The organism is Streptomyces sp. MS19, from assembly GCF_047200595.1.
Taxonomy (GTDB): domain Bacteria; phylum Actinomycetota; class Actinomycetes; order Streptomycetales; family Streptomycetaceae; genus Streptomyces.
The window spans coordinates 40,988-57,723 of the sequence record NZ_JBJZOH010000020.1 but is presented as its reverse complement, the minus strand read 5'-3'; the positions used below and the strand labels follow the sequence as shown (position 1 = coordinate 57,723).

Genomic DNA, 16,736 nt, shown 5'->3' with positions numbered 1-16,736 from the left:
GCATACTAATTTGTAAACGGCGCTGACGAAATAGTCGTCGGCACACCTGTCGTACGCCGCCGTCAGGACACCCGGGCACCGAAGGAGCCGCCATGTCGTACCAGCCCACCCCCGCGGACAAGTTCAGCTTCGGTCTGTGGACCGTCGGCTGGCAGGGCCGCGACCCCTTCGGCGACGCCACCAGGCCCGCCCTCGACCCGGTCGAGTCCGTCAACCGCCTCGCCGAGCTGGGCGCCTGGGGCGTCACCTTCCACGACGACGACCTGATCCCCTTCGGGGCGTCCGACTCCGAGCGCGACGCCACCGTCAAGCGCTTCAAGCAGGCCCTCGACAGCACCGGCCTCGTCGTGCCGATGGCGACCACCAACCTGTTCACCCACCCGGTGTTCAAGGACGGCGGCTTCACCTCGAACGACCGCGACGTCCGCCGGTACGCGCTGCGCAAGGTGATCCGCAACGTGGACCTCGCCGCCGAGCTGGGCGCCAAGACCTATGTCGCCTGGGGCGGCCGCGAGGGCGCCGAGAGCGGCGCCGCCAAGGACGTGCGCGCCGCGCTCGACCGCTTCAAGGAGGCGTTCGACCTCCTGGGCGACTACGTGACCTCCCAGGGCTACGACATCCGCTTCGCCATCGAGCCCAAGCCGAACGAGCCGCGCGGCGACATCCTGCTGCCGACCGTCGGGCACGCCCTCGCGTTCATCGAGCGCCTGGAGCGCCCCGAGCTGTTCGGCGTCAACCCGGAGACCGGCCACGAGCAGATGGCCGGCCTCAACTTCCCGCACGGCATCGCGCAGGCGCTGTGGGCGGGCAAGCTGTTCCACATCGACCTCAACGGGCAGAACGGCATCAAGTACGACCAGGACCTGCGCTTCGGCGCCGGCGACCTGCGCTCGGCGTTCTGGCTCGTGGACCTGCTGGAGACGGGCGGCTACGAGGGCCCGCGCCACTTCGACTTCAAGCCCCCGAGGACCGAGGACTCCGACGGCGTCTGGGCCTCGGCCGCGGGCTGCATGCGCAACTACCTGATTCTGAGGGAGCGCGCCGCGGCCTTCCGCGCCGACCCGGCCGTCCAGGAGGCGCTGCGCGCCGCCCGCCTCGACGAGCTGGCCACGCCGACGCTCGCCGAGGGCGAGACGGCCGCCGCGCTGCTGGCGGACCGCGGCGCCTTCGAGGACTTCGACGTGGACGCGGCGGCCGCCCGCGGCTTCGCGTTCGAGGCGCTCGACCAGCTCGCCATGGACCACCTCCTCGGCGTGCGCGGCTGACACGGCCCGCCTTCCGGCGCGACGCGGGGTGCCCGTACGCGCACCCCGCGCCGCGCCGGGGCGTCAGCCGCGCGGCCGGCGCGCCGTCAGCACCAGCAGCCCGAACACGACGAGCCCGACGCCCGCCCAGCCCGCCGCGCCGAACCGCTCCCCGACGACGGCGACGCCGAGCACCGCCGCCACCACGGGCTCGAAGAGCGTGAGCACCGTCGCCGTGCCCGCCGGGACGCGGGCGAGACCCGCGCCGAACAGCGCGTAGGCCAGGCACATCGGGACCACCGCCAGGTAGGCGGCCACGGCGATCCCGCGCGGCTCGGCGGCGAGCGCGTCGCCCGTCGCGGCGAGGAGCGGCAGCAGCGCGCAGGCGCCGAGGCCGAAGAGCGCGCCCATCGTGGCCCGCGCCGGGTGGCCGCGTCTGATGACGGCGGCGGCGCAGGAGGCGTACACCGCGTACGCCGCGCCGGACAGCAGCCCCGCCGCCACGCCGGGGCCGATGCCGTCGCCCGTCGCAGCCCCCCGGCCGTCGAGGGCGAGGGCGGCGCACCCGCCGGTGGCCGCCGCCGTGGCGGCCAGCCAGCGGCCGGTCAGCGGGCTGCCGTGCAGCAGCCGGTCGAGCAGCGCGGCGAACACCGGCGCGGAGCTGAGGGACACCACCGTGCCCACGGCGACCCCGGCCATGTCCATGGACGTGTAGAAGGCGAGCGGATAGACCACGATGCCGAGGGCGCCTGCCAGGAGGTGGGCGAGCAGGCTCCGGCCGCCGCGCAGGACCGCGAACGCGGACCGGCCGGCCAGGGCCAGGGTGAGCAGTCCGCCGAGCCCCATCGTGGCGGCTCCGACGGACAGCGGCGAGGCGGCGGGCGGCGCGAAGCTCGCGGCGGTGCCGGTGGTCCCCCACAGGGCCGCCGCGGCGAGGACGTACGGGGCGCCGCCGCGTTCGCGGCGGGCCTGGCTCGGGGAGAGAGGGGAAAGGGAAGATCCGGATGACGACATGACGGTACGCGTCCTGCTCCGTTGGGTTCCGGCCGGGAATCAGCGGAATGAGGGCGCGACGGCATGCGGCGCGGGCCCGGAGGATCCGCCCGGAGGCGTGGAACGCGGCCTGGCGGCGCCCTCAGCGGGCGGCGGGCGGCGGGGTGACGCGGTGCCGGTAAGGCGCGGAAACCGAATCCATGACGGGCAGCTTATCTGACCATCGCGCAGTGTCTCGGGGGAACGCGAAGGCCCCCGCCGGGGAACGCGCGCGTTCCCCGGCAGGGGCCGTCACCACCGCTGTCGTGCGGACGACGGGCGCGGCGGGTCACTCCCCGCCGTCGTCCTTCTTGCCCTTCCTGCGGAACCACCGGCGCCTGCCGCCGCCGGACCGCTTCCGGCGGCCCGGGGCGTGTATCCAGCCGGCCGGCGGCTCGTCCGACCGCCACGGCTGCGGCGCGGGCGCCCCGTTCTTCCAGCGCTCCTGGAGCATGCGTGTCCTGGCGGTCGGCTCCTTCACCTCCGCGCCACGCACGAAGCTCTCGTCGAGCACGATGTCGTCCCAGTCGTCGCGACCCGGGCCGTCCTGGCCCGCCTGTTCGCCGCTCATGGGCTGCCTCCGTCCACCTTCGGTGCGCGGAATACCTCACCGGGTGAACGCCGCGCGCCGTCCTCCGGTTCCCGGCCGGACGGCGGGCGGCGTCACCGTACCGCGCGGTGGATCACCGGGTGGAGCCGGAGGCCTTCGCCTCGTGCCCGTCCCCCTGGCCCTCGCCGCCCGTCCCCGGGCCGCCGTCCGCCCGCTCGCCGCGCGTCGCGTACAGGCTCGTGACGGTGGTGACGGCCAGCACGGTGCAGATGACGCCGAGGGAGACCGCGATGCTGATCTCGGGCACGTGGACGCCCGACTCGTGCAGCGCGTGCAGCACCAGCTTCACGCCGATGAAGCCCAGGATGATCGACAGGCCGTACGACAGGTGGACCAGCTTCTTGAGCAGGCCGCCGATGAGGAAGTACAGCTGCCGCAGCCCCATGAGGGCGAACGCGTTGGCGGTGAAGACGATGTACGGGTCGTCGGTGAGGCCGAAGATCGCCGGGATCGAGTCGAGCGCGAAGAGGATGTCCGTGCTGCCGATCGCGAGCATGACGATCAGCATCGGGGTGATGAGCCGGCGTCCGTTCTCCCTGATCGTGAGCTTCGTGCCGTGGTAGCGGTCGGTCGCCGGGAAGCGCCGCTCCACGATCCGCATGAAGCGGTTCTCCTCGTACTCCTCGTCCTCGGTGTCCGCGCGGGCGTCCTGGACCAGCTTCCACGCCGTCCAGATCAGGAAGGCGCCGAAGATGTAGAAGACCCAGGAGAAGTTCGCGATCAGCGCGGCGCCCGCGGCGATGAACGCCGCGCGCAGGACCAGCGCGATCAGCACGCCGACCAGCAGCACCCGCGCCTGGTACCGGGCGGGCACCGCGAACTTCGTCATGATCAGGATGAAGACGAAGAGGTTGTCCACGCTCAGCGACTTCTCGGTGATGTAGCCGGCGAAGAACTCGCCGGAGGCCTCGCCGTTCCCGGAGACCAGCAGGCCGACGCCGAAGAGGCAGGCCAGGATCACCCAGATCACCGTCCAGGTCCCTGCTTCCCGGAGCGAGACCTCGTGGGGCTTGCGCCCGAAGAAGAAGTCGACCGCGATGAGGGCGCAGAGCACCACCACCGTCAGCACCCACATGGTCAACGAGACGTCCACTGTTCCTCCGGTCCTCCGGCTGTCGCGTACACCAAGAAGGTGCAACGCTAGATTAATCAAATAGTAAAGTCACTCCCGGTGTTTCAGGGGGACATCGACCGGCCCGCGCGCGAACCACGAGCCCGCGACGACCGGTTGGATCTTGGAAAAGCCCGGAGTTCCCGGTCCCCGGGGTGGGAACGGCGGCCGTGCGGGGGTGCGCCGAACCGCTCTGATCAGGCATGATGCGGCCCCATGGGAGTACCCGCCGGGCTGCGTGCCTACCGTGAGATATTTCGCATCCCCGGCGCCGGGGGATTCGTGTCGGCGAGCCTGGTCGGCCGCCTGCCCGCGGCGATGCTCAGCCTCGCGACGGTCTTCCTGGTCGAGGCCGAGACCGGCAGCTACGCCACCGCCGGGGCCGTCGCCTCCGCCGGGGCCCTCTGCTACGCGTTCGTCGTCCCCCGCCTCGGCCGCGCCGCCGACCGGATCGGGCAGCGCAGGGTCCTGCGGCCCCTCGGGCTCGCCTTCGGCGCCCTGGGCGGCCTGCTGCTCCTGGCGGCCTGGCTGGACGGCCCGCGCTGGACCCTGTACGCCGCCGGTGCCGCGTTCATGGCGACCATGCCCCCGGTCGGCGCGCTGGTCAGGGCGCGCTGGAGTCACCTCGCGGGCAGCGACGCCTCGCTCGTCGCGTCCTCCTACTCCTTCGAGTCGGTCGCCGACGAGCTGATCTTCGTCATCGGCCCGCTGGTCGTCTCCGCCGTCGTCCTCCTCCACCCGGGCGCCGGGGTGGCGGCAGTGGCACTCGCCGGGGCCGTCGGCAGCCTCCTGCTGGCGGCCCAGCGGCGCACCGAGCCGCCGGTGATCACCCTCCCCGCGGGCGGGGGCGGTGGTGCCCTGCGGGTGCACGGGCTGCGCCTGATGTGCGCGGTCTACGTCTGCATGGCCGCGATGATGGCCGGCTGGGAGCTGTCGACCATCGCCTTCGCGGACGCCTACGGGAGCCCGTGGATGTCCGGCGGCGTCATGGCCGCCTACGCGCTCGGCAGCGGGGTGGGCGGGCTGTGGTACGGCGCGCGGCAGTGGCGGCTCACGCTCGACAGGCGGTTCCTGCTGACGCTGGCGGCCGTCGTCGTCGGCGTCGCGCCGCTGTGGGCGATGCCCGGGGTGACGGCGCTGCTGGTGTACTCCCTGTTCTCCGGCTTCCTCATCGCGCCGATGATCATCGCCGGGTACAGCCTGGTCCGGCAGGGTGTGCCGCCGACGGCGCTCACCGAGGGCATGACCTGGCTGTCCACCGCCATCGGCGTCGGCAAGGCGGTCGGCGTGCTCGGCGCCGGAGTCGTCGTCGACGCGTACGGCCCGCGCTGGGGCTACGTCCTGACGCTCGCCTGCGGGTGCGCCGCACTGCTGGTCGGCGCGCTGGGGGCGCGGCACCTGCGTGTCATGGCCGTGACCAGGATCGTCCGCGCGGCCTGAACTCCCCGCCGCACGCGGTCGGTCGGCGGTCCGGTCAGCCGGTCGTGCCGTCGAGCCGCAGGTCGGCCCAGACCACGTGTCCCCGGCCGCCGTCCCACGGCCGTACGCCCCACATGTCCGCCAGGGTGCACACGAGCAGCAGCCCACGGCCCGACTCGTCGTCCATGTCGGCCACCTGCGGTGTGCGGCGCGGCCCCGGCCCCTCGGCGGCCACGGCCACGCGCACCAGTGGGCCGTTCAGCCGCAGTTCGCAGCCCAAGGCGGTGCTGCCGGTGTGCCGCAGCGCGTTGGTGACCAGCTCCGAGATCACGAGCTGCGCGGTGTCGCAGGCGTCGGGCGACGCCCCCCACTCCCGCAGCCGCTGCCGTGCGCGGCGCCGTGCCTCGGCGGCCGAGGCGTCGACTGCGGGGAGCCGGAAGCGGAGCGGCCCGGGGGGACAACCGGTGCTCGCGTTCCGCTCCAGGGACTGGAGGTGCGGAGAGGAGGCCACGTTCCTACTGTGGGCCGTGTCCCTCGCATCCGGCAAGGGGCATCCTGCAAATTACAGAATCATTCGTTGCACTCTGTTGCGCGGCACCTCCCGCGTGGCAGACTGCCGCTGCGGCAGGGCAGTTGGGGCGGGACCGGCGACCGGAGGGACGGGGACGTGGCGGGCGGACAGGGAGGCGGGGCGGCGACCGCGCTCCGGCTCGTGCTCGGCAAGCGCTTGCAGGACCTTCGCGAGGCCGCGGGCCTCTCGTTCGAGGAGGCCGCCGCCGCGCTCGATGTCACGCACGCGACCGTCCGCCGGATGGAGAAGGCGCAGGTCGGGCTGAAGGTGCCCTACGTCGAGAAGCTGCTGCGGATCTACGGGGTCACGCGGCAGCAGGACGTGGACGCCTTCCTCACCCTGGTCCGCGAGGCCAACAGGCCGGGCTGGTGGCACCGTTACCGCGACGTCCTGCCGGACTGGTTCAGCGCCTTCGTCAGCCTGGAGGCGGAGGCGGACCAGATCCGCGCGTACGAGCCGCACTACATCCCCGGCCTCCTCCAGACCGAGGCGTACGCCGCGACCGTGCTGCGCGCCGGGATGCCGCACGCACCCGCCGACGAGATCGAACGCCTCGTCGCCCTCCGCCTCGCCCGCCAGGACCTCCTGGTGCGCAGCCGCCCGCCGCTGCTGTGGGTCGTGATGGACGAGACGGTCCTGCGCCGCCCCATCGGCCGCCCCAACGTGATGCGGGCCCAGATCACCCGGCTGATCGAGGTCACCGCCCAGCCGCATGTCCGGCTCCAGATCATGCCCTTCTCGGCGGGGCCGCACCCCGCGATGTACGGGCCGTTCCACCTCTTCCGGTTCCCGCTCCCCGAACTGCCCGACGTGGCCTGCGCCGAGAGCCTGGTCGGCGCCGCCTACTTCGAACAGCGCGACGACGTCTCCACGTTCCGCGAGGCGCTCGACCGGATGTGCGCGCAAGCCGCGCCCGTGCACCGCACTGAGGCCATCCTCAGTGGTATTCGCAAGGAGATCTGAGCCATGGATCGCATATACAACGGCATGCCCGCCACGCACCTCGGCACCGAGGGGTGGCGGAAGCCATGGAGCGGGGGCAACGGCGGCAGCTGCGTCGAGGCGCTGCGGCTGGGCGACGGCCGCGTCGCGCTGCGCCAGTCCACCGATCCCGACGGCCCGGCGCTGATCTGCACGTCACACGAGATCGAGAGTTTCATCCAGGGCGTCAAGTCGGGGGAGGCGGACTTCCTGGTATGAGCGGCCTGCCCGTGCGGACGGCGCACGGGCAGGTTGCCGCGCCGCGTTGTCCCCGCGCGGGGGGCGGGGACAACGCGGCGGCACTGCGGCACGGCACGGCACGGCACGACACGGCACAGAGACGGAGCAGGGCGTGGGCGAAGAGGGATTCACCGCCGAGCAGATCGACACCAGCCGGCCCCATCCGGCGCGGATGTACGACTACTACCTGGGCGGCCAGGACAACTACGAGGTGGACCGCGCCGCGGCCGAACGCGTCATCACGCTGCTGCCCGACATCCGCACCGCCGCGCGGGAGAACCGCAGCTTCCTCCACCGCGCCACCCGGATCGTCGCCGCGCGCGGCATACGGCAGTTCATCGACATAGGCACCGGCATCCCGACCTCGCCGAACACCCACGAGGTCGCCAGGACCGTGGACCCGGCCGTCCGCGTCGCGTATGTCGACAACGACCCGATCGTCAGCGCGTACGCCGGTGCCAAGCTCACCAGCGCGGGCGACGCCGGGTTCGTCCTCGCCGACCTGCGCGACCCCGGGGCCGTCCTGGAGCACCCGGTGATCAGCGGGCTGATCGACTTCGACGAGCCGGTGGCGCTGCTGCTGGTCGCGATCCTGCACTTCATCGACGACGCCGCCGACCCCCGCGCCCTCGTCGCCGCCCTCACCGACGCGCTGCCGCCCGGCAGCTGCCTGGTCCTCAGCCACGCGACGTCCGACTTCCACGACGCCGAGCAGCTGGCCTCCGTCCGCAAGGTGTACGACAACGCCACGGCCAACCTGACGCTCCGTCCGTACGCGCAGGTGCGCTCCTACTTCGACGGCTTCGACCTGCTCGAACCCGGCATCGTGCAGCCACCGTTCTGGCGGCCCGCGAGCCCGGTGCCCGACGACCCCGAGCTGCACGGGCTCGGTTTCTACTGCGGAGTGGGCGTCAAGCGCTGACGTCCCGGCGGTCGGGGGCCCGCCGGGACGCGCCGACGCCCTCCCGCGCCGCGGAGGGGAGCCGCGGAGGGGGCGTGGAGCCCGTGGCCGTGCACCGGCCACGGGCTCCATGTGCGCCCGTCCCCGGCCGCTCAGGCGGCCGGACCGCCCAGCGCGGAGAACCGGAAGGAGAACGCGGCGGGCGCCACCTCCAGGCGGTGGCGCGGCAGCGGCCCCGGGCCGCACGACTGGCTGCCGAGGCCGTGCTGCGCGTGGTCGATGTTGACCCACACCGTGTCGCCCGGCACGAGGTCCGTCGTGTGCTCCGCCGCGTCGAGCTGCTCGCTCGTCCAGCGCCGCGCGGTGAACCAGAACGGGTCGTCCCCGGCCGCGATCCGCAGCCCCGCCCCGCCCGCCGCGCGCAGCTCGGCCCAGCGCACGCCGGCGCGGGCGCCGTTCTCCTGCGGGCGGACGTACGGCGTCTGGAGCGCGTCCACCGGCATGGCGTACCTGCCCGTCACCGAGGCGGCGCGGCTGTCGGGGTACGCCTCGCCGGGGCCGCCGCCGAACCACGTCGCGTCGCCGTACGCGCCGGGTAGCCCGAGGCGCAGGCCGACGCGCGGCAGCGTGCACGGCCAGGCGCCCCCGTCCGGTGTGACCGTGACAGCGAGAAGCAGCTCGTCGCCCACGGCCGTCCAGCGGTACTCGGCGAACAGACCGAGGTCGCTCGCCGCCGGGGCGACGCGGGCGCGGACCAGCAGCGCGTCCCCGGCCGCGTCCCCGGCCGCGTCCACGGCCTCGACGCGGTGCTGGAGGCGGTGCAGGCCGACCTGGCGCCACAGCGGCGCGTGCCGGACGTCGTCCTGCCAGTCGGCGCCCAGGTCGTTGTCGGTCGGGGCGCGCCACAGGTCGAGCCGGGGGCCCTGGCGCAGCGCGAGGCCGCCGAGGGCGAGGAGCGTGCCGGTGCGCGGGTCGAAGCGGGCGGCGCCCAGGCGGATGCCGTCGGCGTCGCGGGACGGCGCGTGCGCGGTGCCCGTTGCCGCCGGGCGCGGGGCGGCCGGCGCCGTGGCCTGGGCCCAGGCCACGGTGTGGCCCGCCGGGGCCCACAGGGTGTCGTCGGCGAGGGCGGCGGTCACCGTCCACACGGGCTCGCCCGCCAGTTCCGTCGCGGGGGCGGGCGGCAGGGGCACGTAGGCGCTGTCGCCGGGCGCGAGCGCGGGGACAGCGAGCGTTCCCGAGGCGACCGCGACGCCCTCCACCTCGTGGCGCCAGCCGAACGCGAGGTGCGCCAGGTCGCGGAAGTCGTGCCCGTTGGTGACGCGGACGGTCCCGGCCGCCGCGTCGACGGTGATCCGCACCGGCTCGACGACCTTCTTGTACTCCACGAGGCCGGGCGACGGGGTGCGGTCGGGGAAGAGGAGGCCGTCGCAGACGAAGTTGCCGTCGTGCAGCTCCTCGCCGAAGTCGCCGCCGTACGCCCAGTAGGGACGCCCTTCGGGGGTCACCCGGGGCAGGCCGTGGTCGATCCACTCCCAGACGAAACCGCCCTGGAGCCGCTCGTACGTCTCGAACAGCCGCTGGTACTCGGCGAGTCCGCCGGGCCCGTTGCCCATCGCGTGCGCGTACTCGCACAGGACGAACGGCAGCGAGCGGCGGCGCGCGTCCGCGAGCGGGTCGCCCAGCGGCTCCTCGGCCCGCCTGCCGATCAGCTCGACCTCCTCGTGCGACGCGTACATCCGCGAGTAGAAGTCGCTGTCGGGGCAGGACGGGTCGTTCTCGTAGTGGAGGGGGCGCGACGGGTCGCGCTCGCGTATCCAGGCGGCCATGGCGGACAGGCCGGTCCCGGCGCCGCACTCGTTGCCGAGCGACCAGACCACGACGGACGGGTGGTTCTTGTCGCGCTCGACCATGCGGCGCGCGCGGTCCAGCAGCGCGGGGGTGAAGCGCGGGTCGGCGACCGGGTTGCCGCGCCAGCCCTCGAAGGACGTGAAGCCGTGCGTCTCCAGGTCGCACTCGTCGACGACCCACAGGCCCAGCTCGTCGCACAGGTCGAGGAACGCGGGGTGCGGCGGGTAGTGGCTGGTGCGGACGGCGTTGATGTTGTGGCGTTTCATCAGCAGGATGTCCTGCCGCATCGTCTCCATGTCGAGCGCGCGGCCGCGTTCGGGGTGGAACTCGTGCCGGTTGACGCCGCGGAAGAGGACGCGCCTGCCGTTCGCCTTGAAGACGCCGTCCTCGACGCGGACCGTGCGGAAACCCACGCGCAGCGGGACGCGTTCGCCGTCGGTGGCGAGGACCGCGTCGTACAGGCGGGGCGTCTCGGCGGTCCACGGCTCGACGGGGACGGTGATCTCCTCGCCGGTGGCCAGGTCGAGGCCGAGCTCGGGGACGGTGACGCGCCCGGCGGGCTCGCAGTCCACGCGCAGGGTGCCCTCGCCCGTCGTGTGGTCGTACCCCGCGTGGACGGAGAAGTCGGCGGGGGAGCCGGCGGGCCGGTGCAGCAGGGTGACGTCGCGGAAGATGCCCGGCAGCCACCACATGTCCTGGTCCTCCAGGTAGCTGCCCGCGGACCACTGGTGCACGCGGACGGCCAGCACGTTGCCGCGCGGGCGCAGCAGCCGCCCCACGGCGAACTCGTGCGGCAGCCTGCTGCCCTGGAACGTGCCCAGCTCCTCGCCGTTCAGCCACACCCGCGCGCACGACTCGACGCCCTCGAAGCGCAGCACGCTGTCGCCCCCGTCCGGCCAGTCGCCGAGGAGGTCGAAGACGCGGCGGTGGTCGCCCGTGGGGTTTTCGCTGGGGACGCGCGGCGGGTCCACGGGGAAGGGGTAGTTGACGTTCGTGTAGGCGGGCGCCCCGTGGCCCTGGAGCACCCAGTGGCCCGGGACGGTGATCGCGTCCCACCCGGCGGTGGCGGTGCCGTCGGGGTCGTCGCCGGTGAAGGCGGCGCCGGTGCCGTCCGCGGCGGCGGTGAGGCGGAACGCCCAGGTGCCGTCCAGGGACAGCCGGGCGGCGTCGGACGCCGCGTACCAGGCGCGCGGCGGGAGCGTGCCGCTGCCGGGCGTGGGGTCCTCGTGGTAGGGGAGCCGGTCGTCCGCTGGCCGGGTGCGCATGGGTCTCCTCGCCGCCGGGCGGACGCCCGCCGCCCCGCGATGTTGCTCTCTGTGCCTAGCTGTTCGATCACGCTAGATCTGCCGCGCGTTCCCCCACAAGGCCCCGGGTGAGTCGCCCCGGAACGCCCCTTCCGTCCACCGGACGGGGCGCGCCCGTCACTCACGGCGCGCCCGCTCGTTGCCCCGGTAAGGACGCGCGCCCGCACCCGCCCGCCCGTCCGCGCCGGAGGGACGCCCCCGCGGCATGGACGGAACCCGGCGAGGGTAAGGCGCAGTTGCACCACGTCCCCCCACACGACCTTCCCTGGGAGGTTCCATGACCTTGCGCCGCCTGGCGGCGAGGACCGCTGCCGCGCTCCTCGCCATCGGCGTCACCGCCCTCGCCCCCGCCGCCGCGGCGGCCGGGGAGACCCCCACCGCCGCGAGCGCGTACGTCGCGCTCGGCGACTCCTACTCCTCGGGCAACGGCGCCGGCGACTACGACGAGTCGAGCGGCGACTGCCGCCGCAGCAGGGCCGCCTACCCGGCCCTGTGGGCCGCCGCCAACGGCCCGGACACCTTCGACAACACCTCCTGCTCGGGCGCCACGACCGACGACGTCCTCGCCGGCCAGCTCGCCCCCCTGGACGCGGGAACCACGCTGGTCAGCATCAGCATCGGCGGCAACGACGCGGGCTTCGGCAGCACGATGCAGACCTGCGTGCTGTCGGGCACCAGCGCATGCCTCTCCGCGATCGAGACCGCGAACCAGTACATCGCGGACACCCTGCCGGGCGAACTCGACGCCGTGTACGGCGCGATCCGCTCCGCCGCGCCGAACGCGCAGGTCGTCGTGCTCGGCTACCCGCGCATGTACGAGCTGGGCGGCAGCTGCCTGTTCGGCATCAGCGAGGAGTCGCGCGCCGCCGTCAACGGCGCGTCGGACAACCTGCACACGACCATCTCCAAGCGCGCCGCCGACCACGGCTTCGCGTACGGCGACGTGCGCCCCGCCTTCACCGGGCACGAGATCTGCTCCGACGACGAGTGGCTGCACAGCGTCACCCTGCCGGTCGGCGACTCGTACCACCCCAACGCCGCCGGGCAGTCCGGCGGTTACTACTCCGTGTTCGAGACGCTGGCCTGACGGCCCGGCGGCTCCTGCCGGCCGCCGTCCGCGTCACCCAGTGCGGTGGCGAGGGCGACGGCCGGTGCCGCGTCCGGGGGACCCGCGGGCCACCAGCGGTCCGCGCGCCGCCGGAACGGCCACCAGCGCCGGTCGGGGCCGAACCGCAGCTGGGCCGCGTCCCCTTGCGTCGTCCAGCGGTTGACGCCCGTGCGCGCCGGCGGCGGCGCCGCGCCGTCCGGCCAGGCGGTGGCCAGCCGTGCGGCGGCCTCGGGCGCGGTGCGCGGCGCCTCGTCCTCCAGCACGTCGAGCCCCGTCGCACCGCCGTACGCCCAGGCGTCGGACGCCGCCGAGAGGTCGTCGGACGGCCGCCCGCAGCCCGCCGCGAGCCGCGCGGCGACGCGTGCGGGCGGACGGCCCGCCGCGATCCGCACGGTGTCCTGCCACGCTGTCAGCGGCGCGGGGGGCGCGCTGGTGGCGTGGTCGGGGCGCAGGGCGTCGGCGAGCGCGCGCCGGGCGCGCGCGGCGGTGTCGGAGATCAGGAACTCCAGGTCCCGCAGGCCCGGTACGCCGTCGTCCCCGTCCCCGTCCCTGTCCCCGTCGGGTCCGAGGTCGGGCGTGTGCGGCGCGTCGGTCACCGGCGGCGGGGGAGGGGGCAGCGGGGGCACGGCCCGCGCGTACGCCTCCGCGGCGGGCACGGACGCGGGAACGGGCGGCTGGGCGGGGGCGCGGGCCGCGTTGCGCCGTTCCAGCTCCGCCGTCAGATCGCCCTCCGCGCGGCCCCGCAGCAGCAGGAGGACGAACGGGTCGGCGTCCAGCAGCCGCGCCACCTGGTAGGCGAGCGCGGCCGTGTGCGCGCAGTGGTCCCACTCGCCGCACTCGCACTCCGGCTCCAGGTCGCCGATGCCGGGCAGCAGGTCCACCCCGGCCGCCGCCGCGTCCGCCGCCAGGTGCGCGGGCATCTCGTGGTCGAGCAGCGCGGCGACGTGCCCCGCCTCCCGCGCGGCCGTGTCCAGCAGCCGGTCCCACTCCGCGCCGGTCAGCCGCCGCAGCAGGACATCGGCACGGTACGGCGTGCCGTCACCCGCCCTTACGACCGACGTCAGGCGCCCCGGGCGCACGGAGACCGCGCCGACCGCCCCGGCGCGCGCCGCCTTGCGCCCCTGCTTGAGCGTGCCGTTGTCGAGCGCCGTGTCCTCCAGCGCCTTCACCCAGCCCTGGCCCCACCAGGTGACCGCGAACCCCCGGCCACCCACGGGCGGCAGGGCCGCGAAGACCAGCTCACCGTCGTGCGTCACAGCCCGTTCCCCTGCTCGTCCGGGTCGCGCAGGGCGACCAGATCGGCCAGCTCGTCGTCCCCGAGCCCGCTCAGCGCGGACTCGCCCGCCGCGCCCAGCACGGCGTCCGCCAGGTCCTGCTTCCGCCGCAGGAGCGCGGCGATGCGGTCCTCGACCGTGCCCTCGGCGACGAGCCGGTGCACCTGCACGGGCTTGTCCTGGCCGATGCGGTGGGCGCGGTCGGTGGCCTGCGCCTCGACCGCCGGGTTCCACCAGCGGTCGTAGTGGATCACGTGCTCGGCGCGGGTGAGGTTCAGCCCGGTGCCCGCCGCCTTGAGCGACAGCAGGAAGACGGGCACCTCGCCGTCCGAGAAGCGGCGGACCAGCTCCTCGCGGCGCGGCACCGGCGTACCGCCGTGCAGCAGCAGGCTCGGCACACCGCGCCGCGTCAGGTGCGTCTCCAGCAGCCGCGCCATCCGCACGTACTGCGTGAACACCAGGACGCTCGCGCCCTCGGCCAGGATCGTGTCGAGCAGTTCGTCGAGCAGCTCCAGCTTGCCGGAGCGCCCGGCGAGCCGCGGCTCGTCCTCGGCGAGGTACTGCGCCGGGTGGTTGCAGATCTGCTTGAGGGCGGTGAGGAGCTTGACGACCAGGCCGCGCCGGGCGAACCCGTCGGTGCCCGCGACCTCGCCCAGGCCCTCCCGGACCACCGCCTCGTAGAGCCCGGCCTGTTCCGGCGTCAGGTGGACGGCGCGGTCGGTCTCGGTCTTGGGCGGCAGCTCGGGCGCGATGCCGGGGTCGGACTTGCGCCGCCGCAGCAGGAACGGGCGCACGAGCCGGGCGAGCCGTTCGGCCGCCGCCGGGTCGCCGCCGTCCTCGACCGCGTCGGCGTAGCGGCGGCGGAAGGCCGGCAGGCGCCCGAGGAGCCCGGGGGTGGTCCAGTCCAGGATGGCCCACAGCTCGGACAGGCTGTTCTCCACCGGGGTGCCGGTGAGGGCCACCCGGGCGCGGGACGGGATGGCACGGAGCCCGGCGGCCGTGGCGGAGAACGGGTTCTTCGCGTGCTGCGCCTCGTCCGCCACCACCAGCGACCAGTCGGGGCCCGACGCCAGCCGGTCCGTGTCGAGCCGCATCGTGCCGTAGGTCGTCAGGACCACCTCGCCGGGGGCGAGTCCGGCCAGGTCGCGGGCCGGGCCGTGGAAGCGGCGCACGGGCGTGCCGGGCGCGAAGATGGCCAGCTCGCGCTGCCAGTTGCCCAGCAGCGAGGCGGGGCAGACGACGAGGGCCGGTCCGGCCGTGGCGGGGTCGAGCTGGCGGTGCAGGTGGAGCGTGATCAGGGTGATCGTCTTGCCGAGGCCCATGTCGTCCGCCAGGCAGGCGCCGAGGCCCAGGGACGTCATGCGGTGCAGCCAGGTGAAGCCGCGTGCCTGGTAGCCGCGCAGGGTGGCGGCGAGGGCGGGCGGCGGCGGGAGGGGCTCCTGGCCCTCGGGGTCGGCCAGCAGGTCGCGGAGCGCGGCGAGCCGGCCGGTGGCGTCGACCTCGACCCGTTCCCCGTCCGGGCCTCCGGCGGGGTCCGCCTCGACGCTGCCGGTGAGCGCGGCGCCGAGGGCGTCGAGCACGGTGACCTTGCGGTCGGCGCGGCGGCGTGCGCGGCGTATCTCCTCGGGGTCGAGGAGCATCCACTGGTCGCGCAGCCGGACGGCCGGGCGGCCCGCCTCGGCGATCCGGTCGAGTTCGGCGCGGGTCAGGGGCGTGTCGCCCAGGGCGAAGCGCCAGGAGAACGTGAGCAGCGCGTCGTGGCCCAGCAGACCGGAGGACGCGGCGGCGCCGGGGGCGGTGGGGAACGGCGCCCGCGCGTCGTCGTCCTGGCCGACCACCGCGCGCGTGCGCAGCCGCCTGACCATCGCCTTCGGCCAGTGCACCTCGACACCCGCGGCGTCCAGCGCCCGGGTGGCGGGCGAGCCGAGCAGCTCGCCGATCTCCTCGTCGGCCAGGTCCACGGCGGCCGGCACGGCGGCGGTGAGCAGCGGCGCCAGCGGCTCCCACGCGGCGGCGGCGCGGCGCAGGGCGAGCAGCGCTTCGGTGCGCGCGCGGGGGCCGAACGCGTCGGCGGCGCCCGCCCAGACGTCGGCGGCGTCGGCGACCGCCAGGGGGTCGCCGAGGCTGTGCAGCTGCACCACGGCGCGGAAGCCGGGGGCCTCGGCGCCGAGGACGGGGACGGTCTCGACGCGCAAGGAGATCCGTACGCCCGTGTCGTGTCCGGCCGCCAGTTCGGTGGCCCAGCCGCGGCGGGCGGGGAGGTGGTGGGGGGCGGGAGAGGCGAACGCGGTGCCCCCGGCGGCGAGCGCGGCGGCCGGGCTGCGCGGCAGCGTGTCGGCGACGGCGTCGAGGAACGCGCGGAGCAGCGCCTCGGGGTGGGGGAGGAGCGGCCCGCCGTCGCCCGGCGGCGTGTCCAGGGGCGTCGCGTGGGCGTGCGGGGGCATGGCGTCGGCGAGGGCGCGCAGCCGTTCGGCGTCCGCCGTGGTGAGCGGGCCGAGGCGCCAGGCGTCGTGGTCGGCGGGGGTGAGCCCGGGGAGGAGCCGGCCGCGTGCGGCGACCTGGAGGGCCAGGACGGCGGCGGCGCCCCAGTAGGCGGCGGCCGATCCTGTCACGGCGGAACGGGCGCGGGTGAGGACGGGCACGGCGTCGGCGATCGGCAGGACGTACGCGGGGACGGCCGTGAGGGCGGCCGTACCGCCCCCGGCCGCGGGCAGGGCCACGGTCAGGTCCTCGGTGGCGTCGTCGTCGTCCGCGGGGACGGGCGGGGTGCCGTCAGGCCGCCAGAAGGCGACGCGGGAGGAACGTGGCGGGTCGGCGGGGAGGAAGACGGCCGCGCAGGCGGCGAGGGCGGCGGTGAGGGCGGCGTTGGGCGGACTCGCACGCACGGAGAGGCGCACTCCTCAAATTTGATCAGTCGATGCGGACGCCGAGAGTACCCCATGACCGGTTGTCGCCGGAAACGGTGGCTTTCTCCCCGTCCCCGGCCCGTTTCCCAGTACAGGAACGCGCCGCCACGCGACAGGGGGGTTGGGTACACCATCGGCCGGGTGCTGCGCCCATGGCCGCCGCATCGGCCCGTCCCTAGCGTGGGAG

Annotated in this window: 13 protein-coding genes; 6 read left to right on the top strand and 7 right to left on the bottom strand. The window is 74.8% G+C overall.

Annotation, left to right across the window (positions count from 1 at the left end; genetic code table 11):
* Positions 1-92 precede the first annotated feature (92 nt).
* On the top strand, positions 93-1,265 hold the full coding sequence (gene xylA, locus ACL02R_RS19400; RefSeq protein WP_412798209.1) for a xylose isomerase: 1,173 nt from the start codon (positions 93-95) through the stop codon (positions 1,263-1,265).
* A 63-nt stretch (positions 1,266-1,328) separates the two neighbouring features.
* Here the strand turns inward: xylA and ACL02R_RS19395 are convergent, their stop codons facing one another.
* The 3 genes from ACL02R_RS19395 to ACL02R_RS19385 all read right to left on the bottom strand — a co-directional run bounded on the left by ACL02R_RS19395 (position 1,329) and on the right by ACL02R_RS19385 (position 3,979).
* Positions 1,329-2,258: a DMT family transporter gene (locus ACL02R_RS19395; protein ID WP_412798208.1), complete on the bottom strand. Its 930-nt coding sequence runs from the start codon at positions 2,256-2,258 to the stop codon at positions 1,329-1,331.
* 307 nt (positions 2,259-2,565) lie between these two features.
* Positions 2,566-2,847, bottom strand: coding sequence for a hypothetical protein (locus ACL02R_RS19390; protein WP_412798207.1), 282 nt, complete (start codon positions 2,845-2,847; stop codon positions 2,566-2,568).
* Between the two features lie 112 nt (positions 2,848-2,959).
* On the bottom strand, positions 2,960-3,979 hold the full coding sequence (locus tag ACL02R_RS19385; protein WP_412798206.1) for a TerC family protein: 1,020 nt from the start codon (positions 3,977-3,979) through the stop codon (positions 2,960-2,962).
* Between the two features lie 234 nt (positions 3,980-4,213).
* On the opposite strand from ACL02R_RS19385, the gene ACL02R_RS19380 reads away from it, so the two are divergent.
* Positions 4,214-5,437 carry an MFS transporter gene (locus ACL02R_RS19380; protein WP_412798205.1) on the top strand — a complete coding sequence of 408 codons (1,224 nt, stop codon included), beginning with the start codon at positions 4,214-4,216 and terminating at the stop codon, positions 5,435-5,437.
* Positions 5,438-5,471: 34 nt separating this feature from the next.
* Here ACL02R_RS19380 and ACL02R_RS19375 read toward each other — a convergent pair whose 3' ends face one another.
* The gene (locus tag ACL02R_RS19375; RefSeq protein WP_412798204.1) at positions 5,472-5,927 is read right to left on the bottom strand and encodes an ATP-binding protein; all 456 of its coding nucleotides are present in this window, start codon (positions 5,925-5,927) and stop codon (positions 5,472-5,474) included.
* 156 nt (positions 5,928-6,083) lie between these two features.
* Between ACL02R_RS19375 and ACL02R_RS19370 the strand changes: the two genes are divergently transcribed.
* From ACL02R_RS19370 to ACL02R_RS19360, 3 genes are all read left to right on the top strand, one after another.
* Positions 6,084-6,950 (top strand): helix-turn-helix domain-containing protein, encoded by an 867-nt coding sequence (locus ACL02R_RS19370; RefSeq protein WP_412798203.1) that lies wholly within the window; start codon positions 6,084-6,086, stop codon positions 6,948-6,950.
* Between the two features lie 3 nt (positions 6,951-6,953).
* Positions 6,954-7,187: a DUF397 domain-containing protein gene (locus ACL02R_RS19365; protein ID WP_412798202.1), complete on the top strand. Its 234-nt coding sequence runs from the start codon at positions 6,954-6,956 to the stop codon at positions 7,185-7,187.
* Positions 7,188-7,320: 133 nt separating this feature from the next.
* On the top strand, positions 7,321-8,130 hold the full coding sequence (locus tag ACL02R_RS19360) for an SAM-dependent methyltransferase (RefSeq protein WP_412798201.1): 810 nt from the start codon (positions 7,321-7,323) through the stop codon (positions 8,128-8,130).
* 131 nt (positions 8,131-8,261) lie between these two features.
* On the opposite strand, the gene ACL02R_RS19355 is transcribed toward ACL02R_RS19360, so the two are convergent.
* A complete protein-coding gene (locus ACL02R_RS19355; RefSeq protein WP_412798200.1) occupies positions 8,262-11,222 on the bottom strand; it encodes a glycoside hydrolase family 2 TIM barrel-domain containing protein in 2,961 nt (986 codons plus the stop codon).
* A gap of 316 nt (positions 11,223-11,538) precedes the next feature.
* On the opposite strand from ACL02R_RS19355, the gene ACL02R_RS19350 reads away from it, so the two are divergent.
* Positions 11,539-12,348 carry an SGNH/GDSL hydrolase family protein gene (locus tag ACL02R_RS19350; RefSeq protein ID WP_412798199.1) on the top strand — a complete coding sequence of 270 codons (810 nt, stop codon included), beginning with the start codon at positions 11,539-11,541 and terminating at the stop codon, positions 12,346-12,348.
* Here the strand turns inward: ACL02R_RS19350 and ACL02R_RS19345 are convergent.
* The gene (locus tag ACL02R_RS19345; RefSeq protein WP_412798198.1) at positions 12,321-13,625 is read right to left on the bottom strand and encodes an SWF or SNF family helicase; all 1,305 of its coding nucleotides are present in this window, start codon (positions 13,623-13,625) and stop codon (positions 12,321-12,323) included. The genes ACL02R_RS19350 and ACL02R_RS19345 overlap by 28 nt on opposite strands.
* Complete coding sequence (locus tag ACL02R_RS19340) at positions 13,622-16,528, bottom strand: DEAD/DEAH box helicase (protein ID WP_412798197.1); 2,907 nt, start codon at positions 16,526-16,528, stop codon at positions 13,622-13,624. Before ACL02R_RS19340 ends, ACL02R_RS19345 begins: the two co-directional genes overlap by 4 nt.
* Between the last annotated feature and the right edge of the window lie 208 nt (positions 16,529-16,736).

Excerpts from the sequence above, each read along its gene's own strand:
- xylA (WP_412798209.1), top strand. The coding sequence starts at position 93 with ATGTCGTACCAGCCCACCCCCGCGGACAAGTTCAGCTTCGGTCTGTGG.
- ACL02R_RS19350 (WP_412798199.1), top strand. The coding sequence starts at position 11,539 with ATGACCTTGCGCCGCCTGGCGGCGAGGACCGCTGCCGCGCTCCTCGCC.
- ACL02R_RS19355 (WP_412798200.1), bottom strand. The coding sequence starts at position 11,222 with ATGCGCACCCGGCCAGCGGACGACCGGCTCCCCTACCACGAGGACCCC.
- ACL02R_RS19390 (WP_412798207.1), bottom strand. The coding sequence starts at position 2,847 with ATGAGCGGCGAACAGGCGGGCCAGGACGGCCCGGGTCGCGACGACTGG.
- ACL02R_RS19365 (WP_412798202.1), top strand. The coding sequence starts at position 6,954 with ATGGATCGCATATACAACGGCATGCCCGCCACGCACCTCGGCACCGAG.
- ACL02R_RS19395 (WP_412798208.1), bottom strand. The coding sequence starts at position 2,258 with ATGTCGTCATCCGGATCTTCCCTTTCCCCTCTCTCCCCGAGCCAGGCC.
- ACL02R_RS19380 (WP_412798205.1), top strand. The coding sequence starts at position 4,214 with ATGGGAGTACCCGCCGGGCTGCGTGCCTACCGTGAGATATTTCGCATC.